This is a genomic window from Synergistota bacterium (assembly GCA_021159885.1).
Classification (GTDB): Bacteria; Synergistota; GBS-1; order GBS-1; family GBS-1; genus AUK310.
The window spans coordinates 20,325-42,158 of sequence record JAGHDO010000074.1; the positions used below are offsets into that span (position 1 = coordinate 20,325).

The following is a 21,834-nucleotide window of genomic DNA, read 5'->3' on the forward strand; positions in this document are numbered from 1 at the left end:
CTACCTCCTGTGAGTAAAATAATAAGACAGCGCTATCAAAAATATTCCTCCCGCAAAAAGAAAAAGGGAGGTCGGAGTTTTATAATCTATAGAAACCGCCTGTTTCAAAAAAGTAACGCTCAGCATTATTAATATATATCCTAAAAGTAAGCTTTTTAAATCTTCTACCGTTCTTATCCTCAGCCAGAACGGTCCACTGCTCGTTGTATCTCTCTCAACCTCACTTGATGCCTTGCATATGAAGAGGTCGTAAGTTCCGAAAGAAAAGATCAAAAGTAAACTACCGAAAAGAAACAGATCTATAGCGATCAAAAGATCTATAGTGACCGTTTTAGGCGATGGTAACCCTTTGGAGTTCCACGCCAGGGATATGACCTCGATGACGTATCTTGCTCCTATTATATAGACGAAAAAAGCGCCTATCGCGCTAAATACTATGGATACGACGGTTATCAATCTTATGTTTAGAAAAAGCTGCCATATTGTCCTTCTTATCTTTTTCGCCAGTAATATCCCCTCCTCCCCTCAGGGCGGAAATAAGATCTCTTATCTCCGCCGCTTTCTCAAAGTCGAGCCTCTCTACCGCTTTCCACATTTCTCTTTCCAGTGAGGAAATCAGAGCTTCTCTCTCCTCAGCGGGAAGATCATAAGGAGCAAGCTCCTCAGCTACCCTTTCATAACCTTTTTCCTTGACCTCTCTTCTGCTTACCTCAGGAAGATAATCCCTTACCTCTTTAACGATGGTCTTTGGGGTTATTCCATGTTTAACATTAAACTCCATCTGCACTCTTCTTCTCCTCTCAGTTTCTGCAACCGCCCTTCTAAGAGAATCTGTGATTTCATCAGCGTATAAAATCACCTTACCTCTGACATTTCGAGCAGCTCTGCCTATCATCTGTATGAGCGATCGCTCGCTTCTTAAGAAGCCCTGTCTATCCGCATCGAGAATAGCGACCAAGGTTACCTCAGGAAGATCAAGTCCCTCTCTTAAAAGATTGACGCCCACGAGCACATCGAACTCTCCCAGTCTCAACCCCTTAAGTATTTCCGCTCTTTCTATGGTATCTATTTCCGAATGCAAGTATTTAACTCTTACTCCAAGATCTGCAAGATACGAGGCAAGATCCTCCGCCATCTTCTTAGTAAGCGTGTTAACAAGCACTCTTTCCCCTCTCTCAACGGTTCTCGAAATCTCATCGAGAAGATCATCTATCTGATTCTTGGCCGGCCTTATCTCAACTTCCGGATCGACTATTCCCGTGGGGCGAACGAGCTGCTCCACAACCTGAGAGCTTATCTCAAGCTCATAGTCTCCGGGCGTTGCTGAGACGAAAATAACCCTTTTCATATACTCCTGAAACTCCTCCCATTTAAGAGGGCGGTTATCCAAGGCGGATGGAAGTCTAAAGCCAAACTCAACGAGGGTCTCCTTCCTGGATCTATCACCGTTATACATTCCCCGGATTTGGGGAACCGTCATGTGAGACTCATCTATAAACATCAAAAAATCATCAGGGAAGAAATCAAGCAACGTTCCTGGAGACTCACCAGGTGCTCTCCCACTCAGATATCTCGAGTAATTTTCTATTCCAGGGCAGTAACCAACCTCTTTCAAAAGCTCTATATCGTACTTTGTCCTGAGCTCGAGCCTCTCAGCTTCAAGAAGCTTTCCCCTTTCTTTAAACCAGTTAACTCTTTCCTCAAGCTCCATCTCTATGAGTTTAATAGCTCTTCTTATTATATCCTCAGATGTAACGAAGTGCTTAGCAGGATATATACAAACTTTTTCTTTTTCACATATAGTTTTACCGGTTATAAGATGGAACTCGGTTATTCTATCTATTTCATCCCCAAAGAGCTCAACCCTAACCCCTACTTCCTCATAGGCAGGGTATATTTCTATAAGATCTCCTCTTACGCGAAACTTACCCCTTTCAAGAACAAGGTCGTTTCTTTCATAATATAACTCTATCAATCTCTCTATTAGTCTTCTTCTTGTAATCTTCATCCCCTTCTCCAAGCAGAATATAACTCTCTCATACTCTTTTCTCGAACCTATACCGTATATACAGGAAACCGTTGCAACTACGATTACATCATCTCTCTCGAGAAGAGCTTTAGTTGTTGAAAGCCTAAGCTTTTCTATCTCCTCGTTAATGGAAGCATCTTTTTCTATATAGGTATCGGTCTCTGGAACGTAGGCTTCCGGTTGATAGTAATCGTAATAACTGACGAAATATCTAACCGCGTTATAGGGAAAGAACTCCCTAAATTCGCTATAAAGCTGAGCGGCGAGAGTCTTATTATGAGCTATAACCAAGGTAGGTAAACCGACCCTCTCTATCACATTTGCCATTGTGAATGTCTTACCAGAACCCGTAACGCCAAGAAGCGTTTGAAATCTATAACCCTTTTTAATACCATCTACGAGTTTCTCTATCGCCTGAGGCTGATCCCCTCGTGGGGGATATGGAGCCACAAGCCTGAACTTAGCCAAGCTCAAACTCACCTCTTATCATAAAGTGAAAGAAATCTTGATATCGACCTATCATAGGTTTTCTCCACCTCAGGTGGGAAGAAACACGCAGGTAGCTCCCCATTTCTCAAGTGATACCTCAAGCACTCACAGCATATTCCCTTCTTAGAGCACGGCTCATACGTGCAGGGACAGTTCCTCAAGTTTTCCTCTCTGTTCGGACACTCTTTCACTTCCTTTCACCTCCATTAGACGGCATCAGGAAAGGAAAGGGGATCCCCTTCCTGAGGATCCCCAAAGTATCGATGCATAAAAGCCTCCAGTGTATCGATATCAGTAAAGCCCGCCTCCTAAAAGCTCCTTTTTCCTTTCCTTCACCTTCTTCATAAATCTCTCTCTATCAACGATATATCTTTCCACTATGCCTTCTCCCACCTTTTCAACCTCGTCGTAAGCGCTTACCTTAAAGGTCAATTTATACCCTTCTGCCTTTTCAAGGATGGCTTCCGCAGTAACGCTCATTCCAACAGGGGTAGCAGCAAGGTGTCTCACGTTTACATAAGTACAAACGGTAGTGAATCCCTCGGGAAGACGGTCTTTAACTGCGTTAAAGGCAGCAAGATTCATAAGATTTATAAGAGCCGGTGTACCCAGAGACTCAACGGTCGGCTGAATAAACTCGGTAGCCAAGTGTTCCTCATCCACCACTATCTGAGCTACACCCTTAAGACCTTCCTCAAGTTTTATTTCGGGCAGAGCCATGATCCTACTTCACCCCCTTTAAGCGGGCTCGGGAAAAATAGTAGGACGTTTCAATATTTCTTTCTCAACCACCCTTTCTTCTCGCTTCGCTTCCTCTTTCTTCTCTTCAAGATCCCTACCCTCAAGTATGCGATCTATGTCATCTCCCTCAAGCACTTCCCTCTCAAGAAGCGTTTTAGCAAGCCTCTCAAGCTTGTCTCGGTGTTCAATGATTATCTTCTCAGCCATGGAATAGCACTTATCTATAAGCTGTCTTATCTCCTGATCTATAGCATAAGCAACTTCCTCGCTGTAGTTTCTATCTTCCACTATATCTTTTCCTAAGAATACCTGACGATGTTTTTTGCCAAGCGTTAAAGGCCCAAGACGCTCGCTCATACCATATTCACAAATCATTTCTCTCGCTATCGCAGTAGCTCTCTCCAAATCGTTTTGAGCGCCAGTGGTTATGTCCCCGAAAACGACTTTCTCAGCAACCCTTCCTCCCAAAAGAACTGCTATCTTATTCAGCAGCTCAGTCTTGGTAGTCAGATACCTATCCTCTGTAGGTAATTGCAATGTATAGCCCAAAGCTGCATGTCCCCTCGGAATTATCGATATTCTGTGGACAGGATCCGCTCCAGGAAGCATCTTAGCAACGAGAGCATGCCCTGCCTCATGATAGGCTATTACCTTCTTTTCCTTTTCACTTATCAAGCGAGACCTGCGCTCCGGACCAGCAAGAACCCTATCTATGGCCTCCTCAAATTCCTGCATAGTTATCTTATCCTTATTCCTGCGCGCCGCTAAAAGAGCCGCCTCATTTACGAGATTTGCCAAGTCAGCTCCAACGAATCCAGGTGTCCTTCTCGCTATAACCTTAAGATCTACATCTGGGGCGAGGGGTTTACCTCGAGCGTGAACTTTAAGTATCTCCTCTCTCCCTCTGAGGTCTGGTTTATCAACAACTATATGTCTGTCAAATCTTCCAGGCCTTAAGAGAGCAGGATCCAGTATATCAGGCCTATTCGTCGCTGCTATAAGTATTATTCCCTGATTCACATCAAAGCCATCCATTTCCACAAGAAGCTGGTTCAACGTCTGTTCCCTCTCATCATGCCCTCCACCTAAGCCAGCACCACGATGCCTACCAACAGCATCTATCTCATCGATAAAAACTATACACGGAGCATGTCTTCTTGCCTGCTCAAAGAGATCCCTAACTCTTGCAGCTCCAACACCAACGAACATTTCCACAAAGTCGGAACCGCTTATACAGAAAAATGGAACATCAGCTTCACCAGCAACAGCTCTCGCAAGAAGGGTCTTACCGGTTCCCGGGGGACCCAGAAGAAGAACTCCCTTGGGTATCCTTGCGCCCATTCTCTGATATTTCTTAGGGTTTTTAAGAAAGTCTATAACTTCCAATAGCTCCTCCTTTGCCTCATCCGCACCAGCTACATCTTTAAAGGTAACCCTCGGTCTATTATCAAGAAAAAGCTTGGCCCTGCTCTTGCCAAATGACATTACTTTGCCTCCGCCACCCTGCATGTGATAGAGAATAAATATCCACGCTCCTATAAGGAGAAGAGTCGGAAAGAGAGAAGAGAAGAACTGTGCCCACCAAGGCGTCTTAACGGGGGGCTCTACCTCTACCTTAATCCCCTTTTTCGCAAGCATCTGAGGGAGAGAAGGATCATTAACGACGTTAACGGTAAATACAGTTCCATCCTTCATAACACCTTTTACGATATTTTCCTTTATAACGACCTCTTTTATCTCCCCTTTATCAATCGCATTGAGAAAGCCGCTAAAACTCAACTTCTTAGCTATTTTGGTTCCTTCCTGAGGTGAAAAAAAGGTGTTAACCATCGAGATAACCAATACTATTAAAATTAAATACAAACCCAGATTCCTTAAAAGCCTATTCATCATCTATTTTCTACACACCTCCTCAAATGAATTATACCACATTCTTACTTTTTATACGCTTCCGACTTCAAAACACATATATCTGGAAGGTTCCTATATCTCTCTGCAAAATCCAATCCATACCCTACAACGAACTCAGGAGCTATATTGAAGCCAATATACGCAACCGGAACATCTATCTTACGCCTTGCAGGCTTATTAAGCAAGGTACACACCTGAAGGCTCGCGGGATTTCGCGAAGCAAGGATACCAAGAAGGTAGTGAAGCGTGAGCCCAGAATCTATGATGTCTTCCACAACGAGAACATGTCTACCCCTTATATCCATATCAAGATCTTTCACTATCTTCACTATTCCACTCGTCTCGGTTGAAGAACCGTAGCTTGAGACCGCCATGAAATCCACGACCACATGAAAAGGAATATTTTTCAGAAGATCGGACATAAACATAATTGCGCCCTTTAAAACGCCTATGAATACAGGCTCCTTTCCTTCATAATCCTCCGTGATAGCTTCGGCAAGTTCCTTTATTCTCCTTTGAATCTCATCGGAAGATATCAGAACTCTGTCTATAGCTGATCTCATTTCCATCCCTCCCTCTCGTAAACTAAATGAAGTACAACCCGCGTAGACGGCTCAACCTTCCCCTTCTCAGAAAGCCTTACTCCTCCCACCCAGATTATATCCCCTTCCGAATCAATAATGATAGGCACCTTATCCCTCTCTTCTAAGGGAACACCAGCCTCTGCCAAGAGTTTCTTAAGCTTTTTGCTTCCCCTCATTCCAAGCGGTTGGATTCTATCTCCCGCCCTTCTATTTCTTACAAAAAGGGGGAGCTTAACCTTTTCAGCATCTATAAAAGCTTCCCTCTCACTGGAAGGTCTTCTAAAAAAAGAAACATATTCTGCGACTATTTCCCCCGAGGGAATCTCAGTTATACCTGGAATTTTAAGCTTCTGAAACCAGTCTCTATCCTTAATAGATTTTCTTCTTAAAAAAACACACATCTTTTCCTTCCCATATTCTATTCTTATCCCCTTAGGAAGATCATAAGCTCCTTTACCCCTGTCCCAAACCGCATCGAGATCTTCCTTAGAAAAACCATATAGGCTTCCCTTAAGCCTTCGAATCGCCTCTCTCAGAACCTCAAGAAAGAGAAAGTGATCCTTCCTCAAAGCTTCTACTTTAAAGCAGTAAGAGCCATCACCCCGCAAAGCAACCCGCTCAAAAAACTCCTCTACCGTTCTATCAACAAAATCCCTCTCAAGCCACATTAACTCAGCAAGCCTGAATATGGCTTTTTTAACGGAAGGATTATATTCACTCAAAATCGGAAGAAGAACGTGCCTTATCTTGTTTCTGAGATAATGGGTATCATAATTCGTTATGTCCACTCTGTAGGAAAGCCCTTTCTGACGAACGTAGCTCTCTATCTCAGAGCGCCAAACCTTAATAATGGGTCTGACATAGGGAAAAGCATCGGGACGCATACCGCAGATACCTTTTGGTCCGGTTCCCCTCAAGATTCTCATCAAGACGGTTTCAACCTGATCATCAGCGTTATGAGCGAGGGCTATCTTATCAGCTCTTAGGGCTCTCAAGCAGCGGTTAAAGAAGGCATATCTAACCCTTCTTGCAGATTCCTCAAGGGACTCTCCCTTTTCTAAGAGCCTCGCGTCGTTTCTGCTTACAGTACAACCCAAACCATATTTAAGAGCCAGACGCTGAACAAACAGGGAATCCTCGTAGGAATCCTCCCCTCTGATCATGTGATCGAGGTGAACGACATGGAGGTAAATATCATAAACGGGGGACAGCTCAACCAGCACATCGAGCAAAACTACGGAATCTATTCCTCCAGAGACACCAACTAAAACCCTATCTCCCCTTTTAAAAAGCCCATACTCCTCTATTGTTTGTTTTACCTTTTCTATTAACATTCACACATAAATAAAAAATGGTGGCGGTGCAGGGGCTCGAACCCTGGACCCTACGGGTATGAACCGTATGCTCTCGCCAGCTGAGCTACACCGCCACTTAATAAAAATGGTTGCGGGGGCGGGACTCGAACCCGCGACCTTCGGGTTATGAGCCCGACGAGCTACCTTCTGCTCCACCCCGCGTTCCCGCTTAGTATTATATTGAGCTTACCCCAAAAAGTCAAGTTTTGCATAAATCAAGATGGTAGATAAATACTGATAAAATAAGCTTATCCAGAAGCAAAAGGAGGGTATAAAGCATGAACTGGTTTTTCTGGGCTTTCTTAGCGATGGTGTGCTGGGGATTGGGGCCTATCTTCGCCAAGCTGGGGTTAGCGAAAAGCGATCCTTTTAGCGCCCTTTTGGCTCGAACCTTAGGAGTTCTCATCACTCTTGGGATATGGGGAGCGATTACCTCATCCTTAACGAGCGTTAAAAGCTTAGATGCGAGAACATGGACTCTCCTAATAGCTGAGGGAATAGCAGCATCCGTTATAGGTCATTTCGCTTATTTTAAGGCACTGCAAGCCGGTAAGGTATCTCTCGTGGTCCCTATAGTTTCCTCATATCCATTAGTGGCAGTGATCCTCTCGATGCTTTTACTCAGTGAAAGGATTACCCTTACCCGAGGAATAGGAATGGGGCTGATAATACTTGGCGTGCTTTTAATAAAGAGAGGCTAAATATCAACTCCAAGGAATCTCCTAGCTATAATTCCTATTATAAAAGAAAGACCTGCAACGGAAAAGCTCAGTATGCTCATTTCAAGAAAGAGCCCCTTAAACGATTTTTCCTTGACCACAGACACGAAGAAGGTAAAAATCGCTATTATCACAAGTGCACTTAAAAGCGAAAACGCTAAGGCGATAAATATGCTAAATGTAAAGAAAGGAACAACGAGAAAGAAAACCGCAAGCATATAAGCTATTCCAGTATAAAACGCAGCGCTAAGAGGACTTTTACCTTCTTTAGATTCGGATTTCTGCGAAAGATATTCCGAAACGGACATAGAAAGCGCAGCAGCTATTCCCGTTATCATGGCAGCTATTCCCACTATACTCGAGTTCCGAAAGGCAAAGGTCATTCCCGCTATCGCACCAGTAAGTTCAACTATAGCGTCACTTACTCCCAATATCATTGAGCTTATGTACTTAAGCCTGTTTTCATCTATCATTTTCACCAGCGTTCTTTCGTGTCTTTTCTCATCCTCAAGCACTTCTTTGGCACTGGGTATAGCATCGAGAATTCTCTCATAATGTTCCTCTGCTTTCTCTTCCGCCTTTTCCATCATTTTAATAACGAAGGTCAAACCTAAAACCTTCTCTATCAGGATATACTTGAATATCTCCCAGCGGGACGGCTTAAGATCTCTCCCCGTGTATTCCTTCCACTTCTCATAGTGCTTCAGCTCATCGCGAGCTATGTTCTCAAGGATCCTCTTGTTAGCTCCTTTAAGTCTTTGAGCTATGCTCATGTAAACCGCGTACTGTGTTATCTCGCTCCTCTGCAGATCGAGAACTACACTTTTTAAATCCCTATCCATCAAAGCTTACCCCCTCTTTTAATCTCTATAGATAGGCTAAAACAGTCAGCCAGCATAGTCAAGCTCAGACAATAAACTTCTTTAAAGATTTAGCTTTTCAAGCAAGGGTAAAAGATATAAAATGGAAACGGAGGTGAAAAATCTTGATTAATTTATTACTTATCTCGGTGCTGCTTGTGTTAATCCACGTGGCGACGGCGTTTGCTACTCCCCTTAAGATACCTTTCATCAAAAATATCGGACAGCTTCCTCAAAACATCTCTTACTATGCCACGACTTTCTCCGAAAACGCGGTATATATCATGAAAAACGGGGAAATAGTCTATTCCCTGCCTAACGGAAAGTTCTTAATAGAACGCTTTGGTAACCTCCCAAGTAGTGTTATATGCGAACCATCTTCCACACGCGTCAGCTACTTCGTGGGAAAAGATCCGCGAAAATGGTATAGGAATATACCAACTTTCAAGAGTATCACTCTAAAAAACACCTATCCAGGAGTAAACCTGACTCTCGTAGCATATGATAAAAAGATCGAAAAGATCTTCACCGTTCTGCCAGGAAGTTCTCCAAACGTTATAAGCATTGAGTTTAAAGGAACTAATAAGCTGAAATTAGATTCAAAAGGAAATCTATGCATATCAAAAGATGTCTATTTCAGCAAGCCCATCGCTTATCAGATCTTAAGGGGAAAAAGAAGAGAAATAGCGATCTCTTACAGGCTTATATCGAAAAACCGTTATGGATTTAAAGTCGGAAATTATAATACGAATCTTCCGCTTTACATCGATCCTGTTCTAACGGTGAGATATCTGGGAGGAAGCAAAGGAGACAATACCTGGACGGAAAGCTTTGTCCTCAAGACGAGTTCTTCTGGAATATATATAGCAGGATATACCATATCAACTGGATTACCTGCTTCAGACGAGAGACCATATAACCCGCTTGGCAGAAGATACGGATTTATAGCCAAGCTAGGTCCGGATTTAAAGAGCATAGAGAAAAGTATATATGTGGGAGGTTCAGGCGATGATCGAATACGCGATTTACTGATAACTTCCTCGGGAGAGATATATGTCACGGGTGATACAAACTCCGTTGATTTTCCAAACGCTGTGAACCATATTTCCCAAAACTTCGATGCTTTCGTAGCCAAGATATCGCCAGACTTAGGCGGAGTGGAAAAGAGCATATACATCGGAGGGTATGTCGACGATATCGCGTATGGAATAGCTCTCTCACCCTCCGGAGATATCTATATAGCGGGAGAGTCATGCTCACAGAATCTACCAAACGCCTCAAATCACCTTCACGGAGTTAATTACGATGGATTTGTAGCTGAGATAGACGCTGACCTAAGTCAGATTAAAAAATCTATATTTGTGGGAGGAACAGGCAGTGATAGTGCCCTCGATATAACGATTGATTCGCATGGAAACATATATATAACCGGAGGAACTAATTCAAACGATTTTCCAAATTCGATAAACGAATACAAAGGAGGAGAAGCCGACGTTTTTATCGCCAATCTAAACCTCGACTTAACGGAAATAAATAAAACGATATATATCGGAGGAAGTGGAGAAGATATAGCCAGGAGCATTGAGATAAGCCATGATGGAAACATATACATAGCTGGAAGAACATCTTCTCACGATTTTCAAGGAGCTTTAAACGAATACTTCGGTGGAGACATGGATAGCTTCATAGCCGAGATATCCCCTGATCTTAGCGAAGTAGAAAAAGCACTTTACATAGGAGGAAGCGATTACGATGAAGCTCATCTTCTATACCAGGATGAAAGCTCTCAAAGGATACTAATTGGAGGGGAAACCGGATCTCAAGATTTTGAAAAGACGGTGAACTCATATTCAGGAAAAGGGGACGGATTCATTGCAATAATAGCACCAGATTTAAGTAAAATTGAAAAAAGCCTCTATTTCGGGGGAAGCGACTATGATGAGGTTAACGGCATTCTCGCTATGGCTGATGGAACGATACTCATATCTGGAACGACATCCTCAAGCGATATACCGAAGTCCTTAAACAGCTTTCAATGCGGGGAAAACAAAGCCTTTATTGCCACGATTTCCTCTGACCTAAGTGAGATAAGGAGCAGTTTCTATTTCGGAGGATATGGATGGGATGAAATTTACGCGCTAAAACCCTCGCCTTCCGGTGAAATATATGTCGCTGGGAAAACAGACTCTCTTGAGTTTAGCTCAGTGGCGGAAAACGCCCTTCACAACATGGAAGACGCCTTTATAGCAAAGCTTTCCTCCGATCTAAAAGAGGTTAAGGCAATGATATACATAGGAGGAAACAGCCACGACTACGCCTTAGCCCTATCATTCTCACCCTCGGGAGATATATACATAGCTGGGCACACTACTTCGAACGATCTTCCTAACGCGACCGGTGAGTTTAAGGGATACTCAAAGGGATTCGTAGCAAGGGTATCTCCGGATCTCGACGATGTGAAAAAGACAATATACATCGGAGGAAGCGCTTATGATGATGTGATCTCAATGGATATCTCCAACGATGGGTTCATATATGTAACCGGATACACATACTCAAGAGATCTCCCAAACGCATCAAATGAGCTGTTTGGAACCCAAGACGCTTTCGTAGCTAAAATTCCCCCTGATTTGAGCGAGATAGAACGAAGCATATATGTGGGAGGGAGCGAAGCAGACATAGGGACAGATCTTAAGATATCATCGAAGGGAGATATCTATATCTGCGGGCAAACGCTCTCTAACGATCTCTACAAAGCCTCTAACTCCAACCACGGTTTCTGGGATGCCTTCGTGGCTAAAATTTCTTCAGATCTCGCCGAGATAAAAGGAACCATATATGTTGGTGGAAGCAGTATAGATTCATCCCTCTCCATTCAGATCGCCGAAAATGGAAATATATATATAGCGGGAACGACCTACTCAGAAGACCTGTCAGGTAGCTTGAATGAAAAATCCGGTGAGGGAGATGCTTTTGTCGCACAGTTAGACGATAATTTAACGAAGGTTGAAAAGAGCCTATACATAGGCGGAGAAAAGAACGATATAGGAACGAAACTCTCGGTTCTCCCCGATGGAATTTATATATGCGGTTATAGCTCCTCCGAAAGGATACCCGGCTTTGTAAACGAAAACTCAGGAGAAATAGATAGTTTTCTGGCAAAGATAGACGACACCCTGAACGGAATTGAAATGGGATCATTTTTCGGGGGCAAGAATAGCGACATCGCACGAGCGCTTTATGTGAAATCCGACGACGACATAACGGTTGCAGGTTATACCTTTTCGACTGATCTTCCGGAAGCTGTAAACTCAAACTCGGGAGGAGAGGACGCATTCGTAGCGAGAATAAGCCTTGAGGGCGGAAGAAAATCGGGTGGAGGATGTTCTGCCACCAGAAAGCCCCAAAAGAATCTCTTATTCCCGATTATATACATCTTCCCGCTCTTATTGATTCTCTTAAGATGCCTTGACAAAAGAAAGATCGTATGATAGATTATAAGCGTTAATTATTCTAATTTATCGAGCTAAATCGATAGTTAAACAAAATGAAGCTGATTAAACCTAAAGGTTGTAAGGATTATCTTCCATCAGAAGCGAAAAGATTAAGAGAAATAGAGAAAAAGCTTTCCTCCCTCTTTGAAAGCTGGGGATATGAAGAAGTTATACCTCCAAGTTTTGAGTATTATGAGTTTCTCACCGAGGGATTAGGCAGAGATTACAAAAAAAGCGTCTACAAGCTAATAGATAGAGAGGGAGAAATTCTTTCCTTGAGACCTGAGCTTACTAAACCAACCGGAAGAATAGCCCTGACACATCTTTCAAGAGAGCCTTATCCCATAAAGGTATACTATAGAGGCATGGTTTTCTCACGGGAAGAGCCGATGGAATTTCCACAAATAGGCGTTGAGGTCTTCGGAGATTCCTCAATATGTGCAGACATAGAGGTTCTTAATATAGCGATAGAAAGCATGAAAGCCATAGGAATAGAAAGACCAATAGTAGATCTAAATCACGCTAACCTAATAAATGAAATATTAAACTCATTAACCGAAGATGAAGAATACAGAGAACTTCTGATAGCCTCTCTCGCTTCCAAAAATCTCGTGCTTTATAGAGAACTCATAGCGTTTATGAATATACCGGAGGATCAGAGAAGGTTTCTCGCTAAGCTTCCGCTAATTAGGGGAAAAAGAGAAATCTTAGAGAGGATCCATATACCCTTTGACTCACCAGCTATAGAAAATGCTCTTGGTGAGCTGAAGGAGATCACAGAAAATATAGAGTTTGAGGAAGTAATAATCGATCTGGGTATGGTAAGAAAATTCGACTATTATACCGGTATTATATTTGAGCTTAGTAATCCCCTTGAAGGAAAGGTATTTGGTGGAGGAGGAAGGTATGATAGGCTTTTCGGCATACCCGCGGTGGGCTTCGCTTTATCTCTTAGAACTCTCCCCTCTCCTATCGAGGACGGAAGGATTGATCTTCTAATAAAGATAACAGAGATAAGAAGAGATCTTAAAGAAGCGCTGAGAATAGCAAAAGCGGTAAGAGATAGAGGTTTTAAGGTATTAGTTATCCCTCCAAATGCCGATGAACAGCTCTTTCTGAAAAGAAAAAGACCTAACACCTTTTTAAAGCTGGAAGGGGAAGATATAGATGAAAGCAAACTTATCGATAGCCTTACCGACGGGAAGGCTTCTAAGGAAGATAATAGAGCTTTTTAACAAGATGGGAATGTTTAACGAGCCTTATGAGAGATTTTCCAAAAGCAGAAAGCTCATCATAGAGCTGAACGGATTTAAGTTTATCCTAGCAAAGCCATTTGATATACCGGTTTATGTTTCAAGAAGGGCAGCCGACCTTGGAATAGTTGGAAACGACGTAATCTGGGAGAGGAACGAGGAAGTTTACGAAATAGCTGATCTCGGAATAGGAAGATGCGAACTCGTAATAGCCTCCCCCCGCTCAAGCGGATTATCTTTTAAAAAAGAGCTCCTTTGGGGGAAAAGACTCGGGACCAAGTATCCTAAAATAGCAGAAGACTTTTTGAGTTATCAGGGTATCCAAATGGATATCGTTAAGCTCTATGGTTCTGTGGAACTCGCACCCCTCGTAAATCTGGTAGATGTTATTCTCGATCTTAAGGAAACGGGACGGACATTAAGAGAAAATGACCTTGTGATCATAAAAAGCGTTGCGCAGGTGAGTGCGAGACTGATAGTGAATCCCGTCTGCTATAAAACGAGAACAGACGAGATTCTTGAATTAGCGTCGATTTTAGAGGAGGGTGATAGGTCTTGAAAATCATAAGAGGGATCGAGGAAGCACTTAAGTTCATCGAGGAAATCGCCTCCGCGAGGGAACCTACCCATGGCGAGATAGAGGAAAGAGTAAAGGAGTTAATAGAGAAGGTTAAGCTCCTTGGAGACAAGGCTATTTTAGAAGACATAGAAAAGTTTCAAGGCGCTAAGCTGAGCGAGAGGGATATCATGGTAAGCGAAAAAGATATAAATGAATCAGCCAAGCTCGTTCCAACCGAGATAAAAAAAGCTATTAAGATAGCGATAGAAAGAATTTCCAAGTTTCACGAAAGGCAAAAGCCCCAATCCTGGGTGATGGAAGAGGAAAACGGAAACATCCTGGGACAAAAGGTCGTACCGATTGAAAACGTTGGTATCTACGTTCCGGGAGGAAGAGCTCCATATCCATCATCTCTGCTGATGGCCGCCGTTCCGGCCAAGATAGCCGGCGTCAAGAGGATTATAGTTTGCACACCTCCCTCATCTGACGGAAGCGTATCTCCTAGCATTCTCTTCTCCGCGAGAGAGCTCGGAATAAGTGAGATCTACAGAGCAGGAGGAGCCACGGCGATAGCGGCAATGGCACTTGGGACGGAAACTATCCCCAAGGTAGACAAAATAGTGGGACCCGGGAATATTTACGTAACTTCAGCGAAAAAGCTACTTATGGGAGAAGTAGGAATAGACTCCTTAGCCGGGCCGAGCGAGATATGCGTTCTCGCAGATGAGGAAGCAAATCCCTCATGGGTGGCAGCAGACTTAATCTCTCAGGCTGAGCATGATCCTCTATCCTCCTCAATTCTAATAACTGATTCAAACAAGCTTGCAGAAAGCGTGCACTGTATGATCTATCACTTAATAGAGGATCTTCCACGCAGGGAAATAGTAGAAGAGGCTTTGGGAACCTATGGGGGTATAGTAATCGTCCATAACATCGAAGATGGTATAAAGGTGGTAAACGCCATAGCACCTGAGCACCTCGAAATACAGGTCAAAGACGCTTTCTCGATACTGCCCAAGATTAAAAACGCGGGAACCATCTTTCTTGGAAATTACACTTCTGAAGTTATAGGAGACTACGTAGGAGGACCTAACCATATACTTCCTACTTCTGGAACTGCAAGATTCTCCTCTACACTATGCGTCGGGGATTTCACAAAGGTTATTAACTTTCTCTCCTTATCCGAAAGGGGTTTTGAGGAGCTATCGATGCCAGCTGTAATCCTCGCGGAAGCTGAGAAACTTCAAGGACATGCCTTATCCATAAAGATCAGGAAGGAAAGCAAAGGCGCAAAAGGGGAGGGACCACGATGGACGGGACACTGAGGCTTAATCTAAATGAGAATCCCTTCAATCCACTGGCTTCCTTTAAAGAAGAGCTAAAAGAACGCCTCTTAAAAGTAAACATTAACAGATATCCAGATCCAGAATACTCCCGATTAAAAAGAGCACTGGCTAACAAGTTCTCAATAAGCGAGAGGAACTTAACCATTGGAAACGGTTCCGATGAACTTATTCTCTATATATTCATCGCCTTTGGAAGAGAAGGCCTTCCAGTTGTCATACCTCACCCAACTTTTACTATGTATGAAACATTAGCTCCTCTTTTTAAGCTCAAAGTAATAAAGATTCCCCTCGTGGAGGAAACATGGGATCTTCCTATGAAAGAGATGAAGAAAGCTACCGCAGAAGGAGCAATTCTATTTTTAGCATATCCCAATAATCCAACCGGAAACCTATGGGAGGAGAAAAAGATAGAAAATCTCGTTGAAGCAAACCCAGGTATAACCATAATCGATGAAGCTTACTACGAGTTCTCCGGAAGAAGTTTGCTAAAGCTTCTTGAGAGGTTTAGCAACGTTATAATATTAAGAACCTTTTCAAAAGCATTCGGAATAGCAGGAGCGAGAGTAGGATATGCCATTTCGAATGAAAGCCTGATCTCAAGGCTTGAAGAAGTGAGACTTCCTTTCAACTTAAGTGCATTTTCAGAGGAAATCGCCCTTTTTCTCCTTGAGAAAGAAGAATGGGTTAAATCATGCATAGAGCACATCATTCAGGCAAGAGAGTGGCTTTATAACAAACTTCTCAATTCATCTCTATTGAAGGTATACCCATCGCAGGCAAACTTTTTACTATGTAAAATCCTCAGAAGCGATTTAAATATCGTTGAGCTTCTTGAGAAAAGAAACATAAAGATAAGAAAGCCAGATATAAGTGGAAACTATATCAGAATAAGCATAGGGAAAGGAGAGGAGGTTGAAAGGCTCTGGCTTTCATTGAAAGAGCTACAGGAGAAACTCACATAAGGGTAAACCTTAACATTAACGGAAGCGGACATGCGAAGATTAAAACGCCTATAGGGTTTCTTAACCACCTTCTAACCTCCCTATCCTTCCACGCTAAGTTCGACCTCGATATAGAAGCACAAGGGGATACAGAAGTTGACAACCACCACACGGTAGAGGACATAGGAATAGCGCTTGGAAAAGCTTTTCACGAAGAGCTTGGAGACAGGACCCAAATAAGGCGCTTTGGCTTTTTCCTAATGGTCATGGATGACGCTCTTGTAGAAGTAGCTCTTGACTTAGCGGAAAGAGCCTTTCTTCACTTTGAAGTTAACTTCGAAAGGGATAAGATCGGAGAGCTTGAAACTGAACTTATAGAGGAATTCTGGCGAGCTTTCGTCTCTAACTCATTTATAACGCTACATATCTCAAAGCGTAGAGGGAAAAACGCACATCATATAGCGGAGGCGATCTTCAAGGGAGTCGGAAGGGCGCTGAGAATGGCTCTCGAGAGAGATGAAGGGATTCCCTCAACGAAAGGAGCGATGAAGGTTTGATAGGAGTGATAGACTACGGAGCTGGAAATTTAAGAAGTCTTGCAAATGCGCTAAAGTTTCTCGAGAAGAAATTCAGGATACTTAACGTACCGGAAACGAAAGGCATATCCGTTTTGATTTTGCCCGGGGTAGGGGCGTTCGGAAGCGCGATGGAAAAGCTAAAGAAGGGAGGTTGGGTTGATCTCATCAAAGAATGGGCTGGAAACAAACCGTTATTGGGGATATGCTTAGGAATGCAGTTATTTTTTGATGAAAGCGAGGAAGAGGGAACGCACGCCGGCTTGGGAATTCTAAAGGGAAATGTTAGGAAACTTCCGGTGAAAGGATTATCGCTCCCTCATATGGGATGGAACGAGGTATCGTTAAAGCGCGAGAGCCCACTGCTTGAGGGTTTTCCCTTTCCCAAATACTTCTATTTCGCGCACTCATATTGCGTTCTTCCCGAGGAAAGCGAGGTAATAATAGGAGAAACCGAATACGGCGTGATATTCCCTTCTATAGTCGGAAGGGAAAACCTCTTGGGATTTCAATTTCATCCTGAAAAATCAGGAAACTGGGGATTAAGACTTATTGAAATCGCCTTAAAGAGGCTTGAGGAAAGATGCTGATAATACCGGCGATAGATCTAAAGGAAGGCTCATGTGTCAGGCTATATAAGGGGCTCTTTAACAGAGAGCTTTTTAAAAGAGATCCTATCGAAGTAGCAGAACGCTTTAAAGAAGCGGGAGCGAAAAGACTCCACATCGTAGATCTGGATGGAGCTAAGATCGGCCACCCTGTGAACCTTGAATTAGCTCTTAAAATCAAGAAAATCACAGAGTTAGAGATAGAATTCGGAGGAGGAATAAGAGATATACCTACCCTGAAAGAAATGCTCAAAACAGATATAGATTACATTATAATAGGTACCTTAGCGCTGTCTAATGAGATAGAGAAACTGGTAGAGGAAAGAGAAGGAATAATAGTATCTATAGATATAGACCAGAACGGCTTTGTTAAAAGCCACGGATGGGAAAAAAGAAGCAACTTCAAGGGATGGGAGCTAATGAAGAGGCTCCAGGAAATAGGATTCAATGATTTCATAATCACTCTAACCCACAGAGATGGAACGCTCGAGGGAATTGAAGAAAACCTCCTGAAAGAATTCAGTAGAGGTCCGAAAACGAGGATCATATTCGCAGGAGGCGTATCTACCCCGAGAGATATAGAAATTTTAAAAAAATCAGGCGCTTACGGGGTAATCATAGGAAGAGCGTTTTATGAGAGGAAATTACCCCTTGAGGTGATTAGAGATGCTTGCTAAAAGAATAATTCCCTGCCTCGATGTTAAAGGCGGAAGAGTGGTAAAAGGCATAAACTTCATTAACCTAAGGGACGCAGGAGACCCGGTAGAGTTAGCCAAGGTTTATAACGATGAAGGAGCAGATGAGCTGGTCTTTCTGGACATAACTGCCTCAATTGAAGGCAGAGAAACGATGCTCAGGGTTATAGAAAGAGTTTCCGAAAAACTTTTTATACCACTAACCGTTGGCGGAGGAATAAGATGCATAGAAGATGTTAGAAATGCCCTTCTCGCAGGAGCAGACAAAGTTTCTATAAATACCGCTGCAGTTTTGAACCCGGGTATAATAACTGAATCCGCCGTTCTATTCGGAAGACAGTGTACGGTGGTAGCTATAGATGCCAAAAAGACCGGCAAAACCGAAAGCGGATGGGAAGTCTTCATAAAAAGTGGAACACAGCCAACCGGAATAGATGCAGTAGAATGGGCTAAAAAAGTGGAAAGCCTGGGAGCCGGAGAGATACTTCTAACGAGCATGGATAGAGATGGAACTGAGGACGGCTACGACTTATCATTAACGCGCGCTATATCCGAAAGCGTTTCTATACCCGTGATAGCCTCTGGCGGAGCGGGGAAAAAGGAAGATTTCGTAAGGGTATTTTCAGATGGAAAGGCTGACGCCGCACTCGCCGCCACCCTGTTCCACTATGGGAAAATAAGAATTAAAAAACTCAAGTTATTCTTAAGGGAAAGCGGAATCAACGTTCGCCTTTAAGAGCCATTAAGGCTATTCCCAGAACTCCCGCCTCCTCATGAAGAGATGAAAATTTAATCTTAAAAGATCCTCTGAAGCTTGGCATGACTTTAGAATTAACTCTATCCTGAAGATCACAGAGAATTTCCCTCCACCCTTTAGACAGTCCTCCTCCGAAAACTATGAGCTTCGGGTTAAAGATATGAACAAAGCTTATAAGAGCACGCTCAAGATACTTCACGGCTTTTTCTACAACCTTTAGTGCTCCTAAATCCCCCTTACGATAAAGACGCAAAATCTCAATGGGAGTTCTCTGCTTCTCACTTAACCCCTCATCCTCAGCAAGCTTAGCTATACCGCTTGCCGAAGCGTAAGTTTCTAAACATCCTATATTTCCACATCCACAGACGGGACCCCTCTCACCAACGAGAATGTGTCCGAGTTCCGCTCCTATCCCCATGCTACCTCGCACAAATCTACCTCCTGAGAAGACCGCTCCACCAACACCCGTACCAAGAGTTAAAAGTATAAAATCATCCACCCCCTGAGCACACCCCACCTCTTTCTCCCCAAATGCAAAAGCGTTAGCATCGTTATCCACTGTTATTCTCATCCCAAGCTTTTCCCCAAGAACCTTTTTAAGTTCGACCATCTTCCAGGAAGGAAAGTTTGGAGAAAATATAACGGTGCCGTCAGCGGTAACGCTACCTGGCGAGGCTACTCCTATGCAATCGATAGGATGAGCCTTCTTCATCTCCCTAACCTGAAAAACTATAGCGCCGATAACATCACCAAATTCTCTTCCTTCAGGAGTTCTAACTTTCCTGAAATCCCTCAATTTCCCATTCTCGCAAACCACCCCGAACTTTATAAAGCTTCCACCAAGATCAACCCCTATGGCACATTTCATAATTTTTCACCTCCATTTATTTAAAACAGGGTAAAGAGGTGATATAATAGAGCAAAAAAGGAGGAAGAGATGTCAATGAACTTAAGCTTCAATGAACATGGATTGATACCAGTTATCACCCAAGATTATAAAACAAAAGAGGTGCTCATGCTCGCCTACATGAATGAAGAAGCGCTGAAGAAGACGCTCGAAACTGGGTATGCTCATTACTGGAGCAGGTCAAGAAAAAGGATTTGGAGAAAGGGAGAAACCTCGGGGAATACCCAAAAAGTCGTAAGAATTAGATATGACTGCGACGCTGATGCTCTGCTCTTAGAAGTGGAGCAAAAAGGAGTAGCATGCCATACTGGAAACTACTCATGCTTTTATAGGGTGATGTACGAGTCCGATGACGCTTCAGCCTCCGTATCCGCATTTATACTTGAGGAAATATACAAAGTCATAAAGGAACGGATTGAAGAGCTACCTGAAGGATCATACACTGCTTCTTTGATCAAAAAGGGAGAAGATGCAATTATTCGCAAGATTGGAGAAGAAGCTGTTGAAGTAATTCTGGCATTTAAGAATAAAAATAATAACGAGCTTATTGCAGAAAGTGCAGATTTATTGTATCATTTACTTGTAATTTTAGCTTATGAGGGGGTGAGGTTAAGTGAGGTCTGGAAGGAACTCAAAAAGAGGAGGAAGACCACGCAAGAAAAGGAGCTTAAAGGGAAACTGGGAAAAGTGGAGAAATGAGTTTACCGATCAGCTATGTGAGGCTCTTTTGTGTCTTGAAACGATAGAGGAATGCTATGCTTTTTTGGAGGACATAGCTACCATAGCGGAAATCAAAGCTCTTGCGCAGAGACTTGAAGTAGCTAAGTTACTCGCCGAGGGGTATACCTATGCAAAGGTAGCTGAGGAAACAGGTGCAAGTTCTGCAACTATAAGCAGAGTAAAAAGAGCCTTGGAATACGGAGCAGGAGGATACGCTTTGGTAATTGAAAGACTCAAGAAGAAAGATAAAGAAGGTGATAAAGAAGAAGAGGTTTCCTAAAGCCATTATATTTGATATCGATGGGACGCTGCTTGACGTAAGACCTTCCTTTTACTCAACGATAATCAAGGCCTCCGAAACGTGGTGGAAGCTTATTGAAAAAAAAGTCCCTCCATTTGAGCCAGATTTAAGTCTAATAGAGGAATTCAAGAGATTTCCTGGGTTTAATGACGACTGGGAAGTTGCTATTTCTATTATCCTCATTCAGAAATGGCTTTTGCGTGAGAGTTCCTCTTTTCGAATTCGCTCTCCACATAAGATGCTTCAGTTTCTTAATCCGCATGGCTTGGGAAACCTGGAGGAAAAAATAGGAAAACTTATCCCAGAGGATAAAAAGAAAGAAATAAAAAAGTTATGTATGGAGATCTATGCTGGAAAGGAATGCGAATCAATATATGGCTTTAAACCATCTCTATGGAAGGAAGAAGGGCTATGGAAAAAGGAGAAACCACTTATTGATCTATCTAATATAAAAAAGCGCTTTAAAATAGCCATATATACCGGGAGAAATTTAAAAGAAACCTCATTGGCGCTTAACATTCTTAAGTTAAACTTAAGCAGAGAGCATATAATAACCTCAGATGATTTTAGAAAACCGGATCCTCGGGGTTTATTCAAGTTAGTCTATAAACTCAAGATAGACCACGCTACCTTTGTGGGAGATTCTGAAGACGATAGAATAAGCGTATTAAACTACAGAAGTCTTTTTCGCTATCCTTTGATTGATTTCGTTAACATTAAAGACATTATCGAGACAAGGCTCTCCTCACCGCAGAGAGAATTACCTCCCTCGGAACCGCTCCCCGGAACTCGGCTGATTTCCTTCCTTGCTGATCAAAGATGATAGTATACGGAACTGCAAGCACCCCATAGGTATTAAAGTCGCAGGTCTATCCACCGAGGATATAGAGGGAAAGAGCTCTACCCCAACGGTAATGCTTGAGATACTCGCATTTATAGCGGGCCTATCCTCTATATTTATAGCCTTAGGTTATAGCGCCGGTGCTCTCG

23 protein-coding genes and 2 tRNA genes are annotated in these 21,834 nt (G+C 42.9%); 14 read left to right on the plus strand and 11 right to left on the minus strand.

The window, feature by feature from the left end; all coding sequences use genetic code 11:
* From J7M13_07600 to J7M13_07640, 9 genes are all read right to left on the minus strand, one after another.
* Nucleotides 1–456 (minus strand): YqhA family protein, encoded by a 456-nt coding sequence (locus J7M13_07600; GenBank protein MCD6363841.1) that lies wholly within the window; start codon nt 454–456, stop codon nt 1–3.
* Nucleotides 428–2,497 (minus strand): excinuclease ABC subunit UvrB, encoded by a 2,070-nt coding sequence (gene uvrB, locus J7M13_07605; GenBank protein ID MCD6363842.1) that lies wholly within the window; start codon nt 2,495–2,497, stop codon nt 428–430. The genes J7M13_07600 and uvrB overlap by 29 nt, the downstream gene beginning before the upstream one ends.
* Before the next feature lie 8 nt (nt 2,498–2,505).
* A complete protein-coding gene (locus J7M13_07610; GenBank protein ID MCD6363843.1) occupies nt 2,506–2,709 on the minus strand; it encodes a hypothetical protein in 204 nt (67 codons plus the stop codon).
* A 100-nt stretch (nt 2,710–2,809) separates the two neighbouring features.
* On the minus strand, nt 2,810–3,232 hold the full coding sequence (locus J7M13_07615) for a thioesterase family protein (protein MCD6363844.1): 423 nt from the start codon (nt 3,230–3,232) through the stop codon (nt 2,810–2,812).
* A 24-nt stretch (nt 3,233–3,256) separates the two neighbouring features.
* Nucleotides 3,257–5,149 (minus strand): ATP-dependent zinc metalloprotease FtsH, encoded by a 1,893-nt coding sequence (ftsH, locus tag J7M13_07620; protein ID MCD6363845.1) that lies wholly within the window; start codon nt 5,147–5,149, stop codon nt 3,257–3,259.
* Nucleotides 5,150–5,193: 44 nt separating this feature from the next.
* Nucleotides 5,194–5,733 (minus strand): hypoxanthine phosphoribosyltransferase, encoded by a 540-nt coding sequence (hpt, locus tag J7M13_07625; GenBank protein ID MCD6363846.1) that lies wholly within the window; start codon nt 5,731–5,733, stop codon nt 5,194–5,196.
* Nucleotides 5,730–7,088 carry a tRNA lysidine(34) synthetase TilS gene (tilS, locus tag J7M13_07630; GenBank protein ID MCD6363847.1) on the minus strand — a complete coding sequence of 453 codons (1,359 nt, stop codon included), beginning with the start codon at nt 7,086–7,088 and terminating at the stop codon, nt 5,730–5,732. Before tilS ends, hpt begins: the two co-directional genes overlap by 4 nt.
* 18 nt (nt 7,089–7,106) lie before the next feature.
* Nucleotides 7,107–7,183: transfer RNA gene (locus tag J7M13_07635), tRNA-Met, on the minus strand.
* 12 nt (nt 7,184–7,195) lie between these two features.
* Nucleotides 7,196–7,271 (minus strand) — tRNA-Met (locus J7M13_07640).
* Nucleotides 7,272–7,387: 116 nt separating this feature from the next.
* Here J7M13_07640 and J7M13_07645 point away from each other — a divergent pair.
* Nucleotides 7,388–7,810 carry an EamA family transporter gene (locus J7M13_07645; GenBank protein ID MCD6363848.1) on the plus strand — a complete coding sequence of 141 codons (423 nt, stop codon included), beginning with the start codon at nt 7,388–7,390 and terminating at the stop codon, nt 7,808–7,810.
* Here the strand turns inward: J7M13_07645 and J7M13_07650 are convergent.
* A complete protein-coding gene (locus tag J7M13_07650; protein ID MCD6363849.1) occupies nt 7,807–8,670 on the minus strand; it encodes a VIT1/CCC1 transporter family protein in 864 nt (287 codons plus the stop codon). The genes J7M13_07645 and J7M13_07650 overlap by 4 nt on opposite strands.
* A gap of 143 nt (nt 8,671–8,813) precedes the next feature.
* Between J7M13_07650 and J7M13_07655 the strand changes: the two genes are divergently transcribed.
* From J7M13_07655 to hisF, 9 genes are read left to right on the plus strand one after another with little or no spacing between them, the layout of a single operon-like run.
* Nucleotides 8,814–12,179 carry an SBBP repeat-containing protein gene (locus J7M13_07655; GenBank protein ID MCD6363850.1) on the plus strand — a complete coding sequence of 1,122 codons (3,366 nt, stop codon included), beginning with the start codon at nt 8,814–8,816 and terminating at the stop codon, nt 12,177–12,179.
* 56 nt (nt 12,180–12,235) lie between these two features.
* A complete protein-coding gene (locus J7M13_07660; protein ID MCD6363851.1) occupies nt 12,236–13,417 on the plus strand; it encodes an ATP phosphoribosyltransferase regulatory subunit in 1,182 nt (393 codons plus the stop codon).
* Nucleotides 13,350–13,994: an ATP phosphoribosyltransferase gene (locus J7M13_07665; protein MCD6363852.1), complete on the plus strand. Its 645-nt coding sequence runs from the start codon at nt 13,350–13,352 to the stop codon at nt 13,992–13,994. The genes J7M13_07660 and J7M13_07665 overlap by 68 nt, the downstream gene beginning before the upstream one ends.
* Nucleotides 13,991–15,319, plus strand: coding sequence for a histidinol dehydrogenase (gene hisD, locus J7M13_07670; GenBank protein MCD6363853.1), 1,329 nt, complete (start codon nt 13,991–13,993; stop codon nt 15,317–15,319). Before J7M13_07665 ends, hisD begins: the two co-directional genes overlap by 4 nt.
* Nucleotides 15,304–16,302, plus strand: coding sequence for a histidinol-phosphate transaminase (gene hisC / locus J7M13_07675; GenBank protein MCD6363854.1), 999 nt, complete (start codon nt 15,304–15,306; stop codon nt 16,300–16,302). The genes hisD and hisC overlap by 16 nt, the downstream gene beginning before the upstream one ends.
* Nucleotides 16,263–16,838 (plus strand): imidazoleglycerol-phosphate dehydratase HisB, encoded by a 576-nt coding sequence (gene hisB / locus J7M13_07680; protein MCD6363855.1) that lies wholly within the window; start codon nt 16,263–16,265, stop codon nt 16,836–16,838. Before hisC ends, hisB begins: the two co-directional genes overlap by 40 nt.
* Entirely contained in the window at nt 16,835–17,446 is a 612-nt protein-coding gene (hisH, locus tag J7M13_07685) for an imidazole glycerol phosphate synthase subunit HisH (GenBank protein MCD6363856.1), read from the plus strand. The genes hisB and hisH overlap by 4 nt, the downstream gene beginning before the upstream one ends.
* Complete coding sequence (locus J7M13_07690; protein MCD6363857.1) at nt 17,440–18,141, plus strand: 1-(5-phosphoribosyl)-5-[(5-phosphoribosylamino)methylideneamino] imidazole-4-carboxamide isomerase; 702 nt, start codon at nt 17,440–17,442, stop codon at nt 18,139–18,141. The genes hisH and J7M13_07690 overlap by 7 nt, the downstream gene beginning before the upstream one ends.
* Entirely contained in the window at nt 18,131–18,895 is a 765-nt protein-coding gene (gene hisF, locus J7M13_07695) for an imidazole glycerol phosphate synthase subunit HisF (protein MCD6363858.1), read from the plus strand. Before J7M13_07690 ends, hisF begins: the two co-directional genes overlap by 11 nt.
* Here hisF and J7M13_07700 read toward each other — a convergent pair.
* Nucleotides 18,879–19,784 (minus strand): ROK family protein, encoded by a 906-nt coding sequence (locus J7M13_07700; protein ID MCD6363859.1) that lies wholly within the window; start codon nt 19,782–19,784, stop codon nt 18,879–18,881. The two genes, hisF and J7M13_07700, sit on opposite strands and share 17 nt — an antisense overlap.
* Nucleotides 19,785–19,853: 69 nt before the next feature.
* On the opposite strand from J7M13_07700, the gene J7M13_07705 reads away from it, so the two are divergent.
* The 4 genes from J7M13_07705 to J7M13_07720 all read left to right on the plus strand — a co-directional run.
* A complete protein-coding gene (locus J7M13_07705) occupies nt 19,854–20,522 on the plus strand; it encodes a bifunctional phosphoribosyl-AMP cyclohydrolase/phosphoribosyl-ATP diphosphatase HisIE (GenBank protein ID MCD6363860.1) in 669 nt (222 codons plus the stop codon).
* Entirely contained in the window at nt 20,437–20,823 is a 387-nt protein-coding gene (locus tag J7M13_07710) for a helix-turn-helix domain-containing protein (protein ID MCD6363861.1), read from the plus strand. Before J7M13_07705 ends, J7M13_07710 begins: the two co-directional genes overlap by 86 nt.
* Nucleotides 20,768–21,667, plus strand: coding sequence for an HAD-IA family hydrolase (locus tag J7M13_07715; protein ID MCD6363862.1), 900 nt, complete (start codon nt 20,768–20,770; stop codon nt 21,665–21,667). The genes J7M13_07710 and J7M13_07715 overlap by 56 nt, the downstream gene beginning before the upstream one ends.
* A partial coding sequence (locus tag J7M13_07720; GenBank protein MCD6363863.1) for a hypothetical protein occupies nt 21,651–21,834 on the plus strand: 184 nt, incomplete at its 3' end. The genes J7M13_07715 and J7M13_07720, both read left to right, overlap by 17 nt.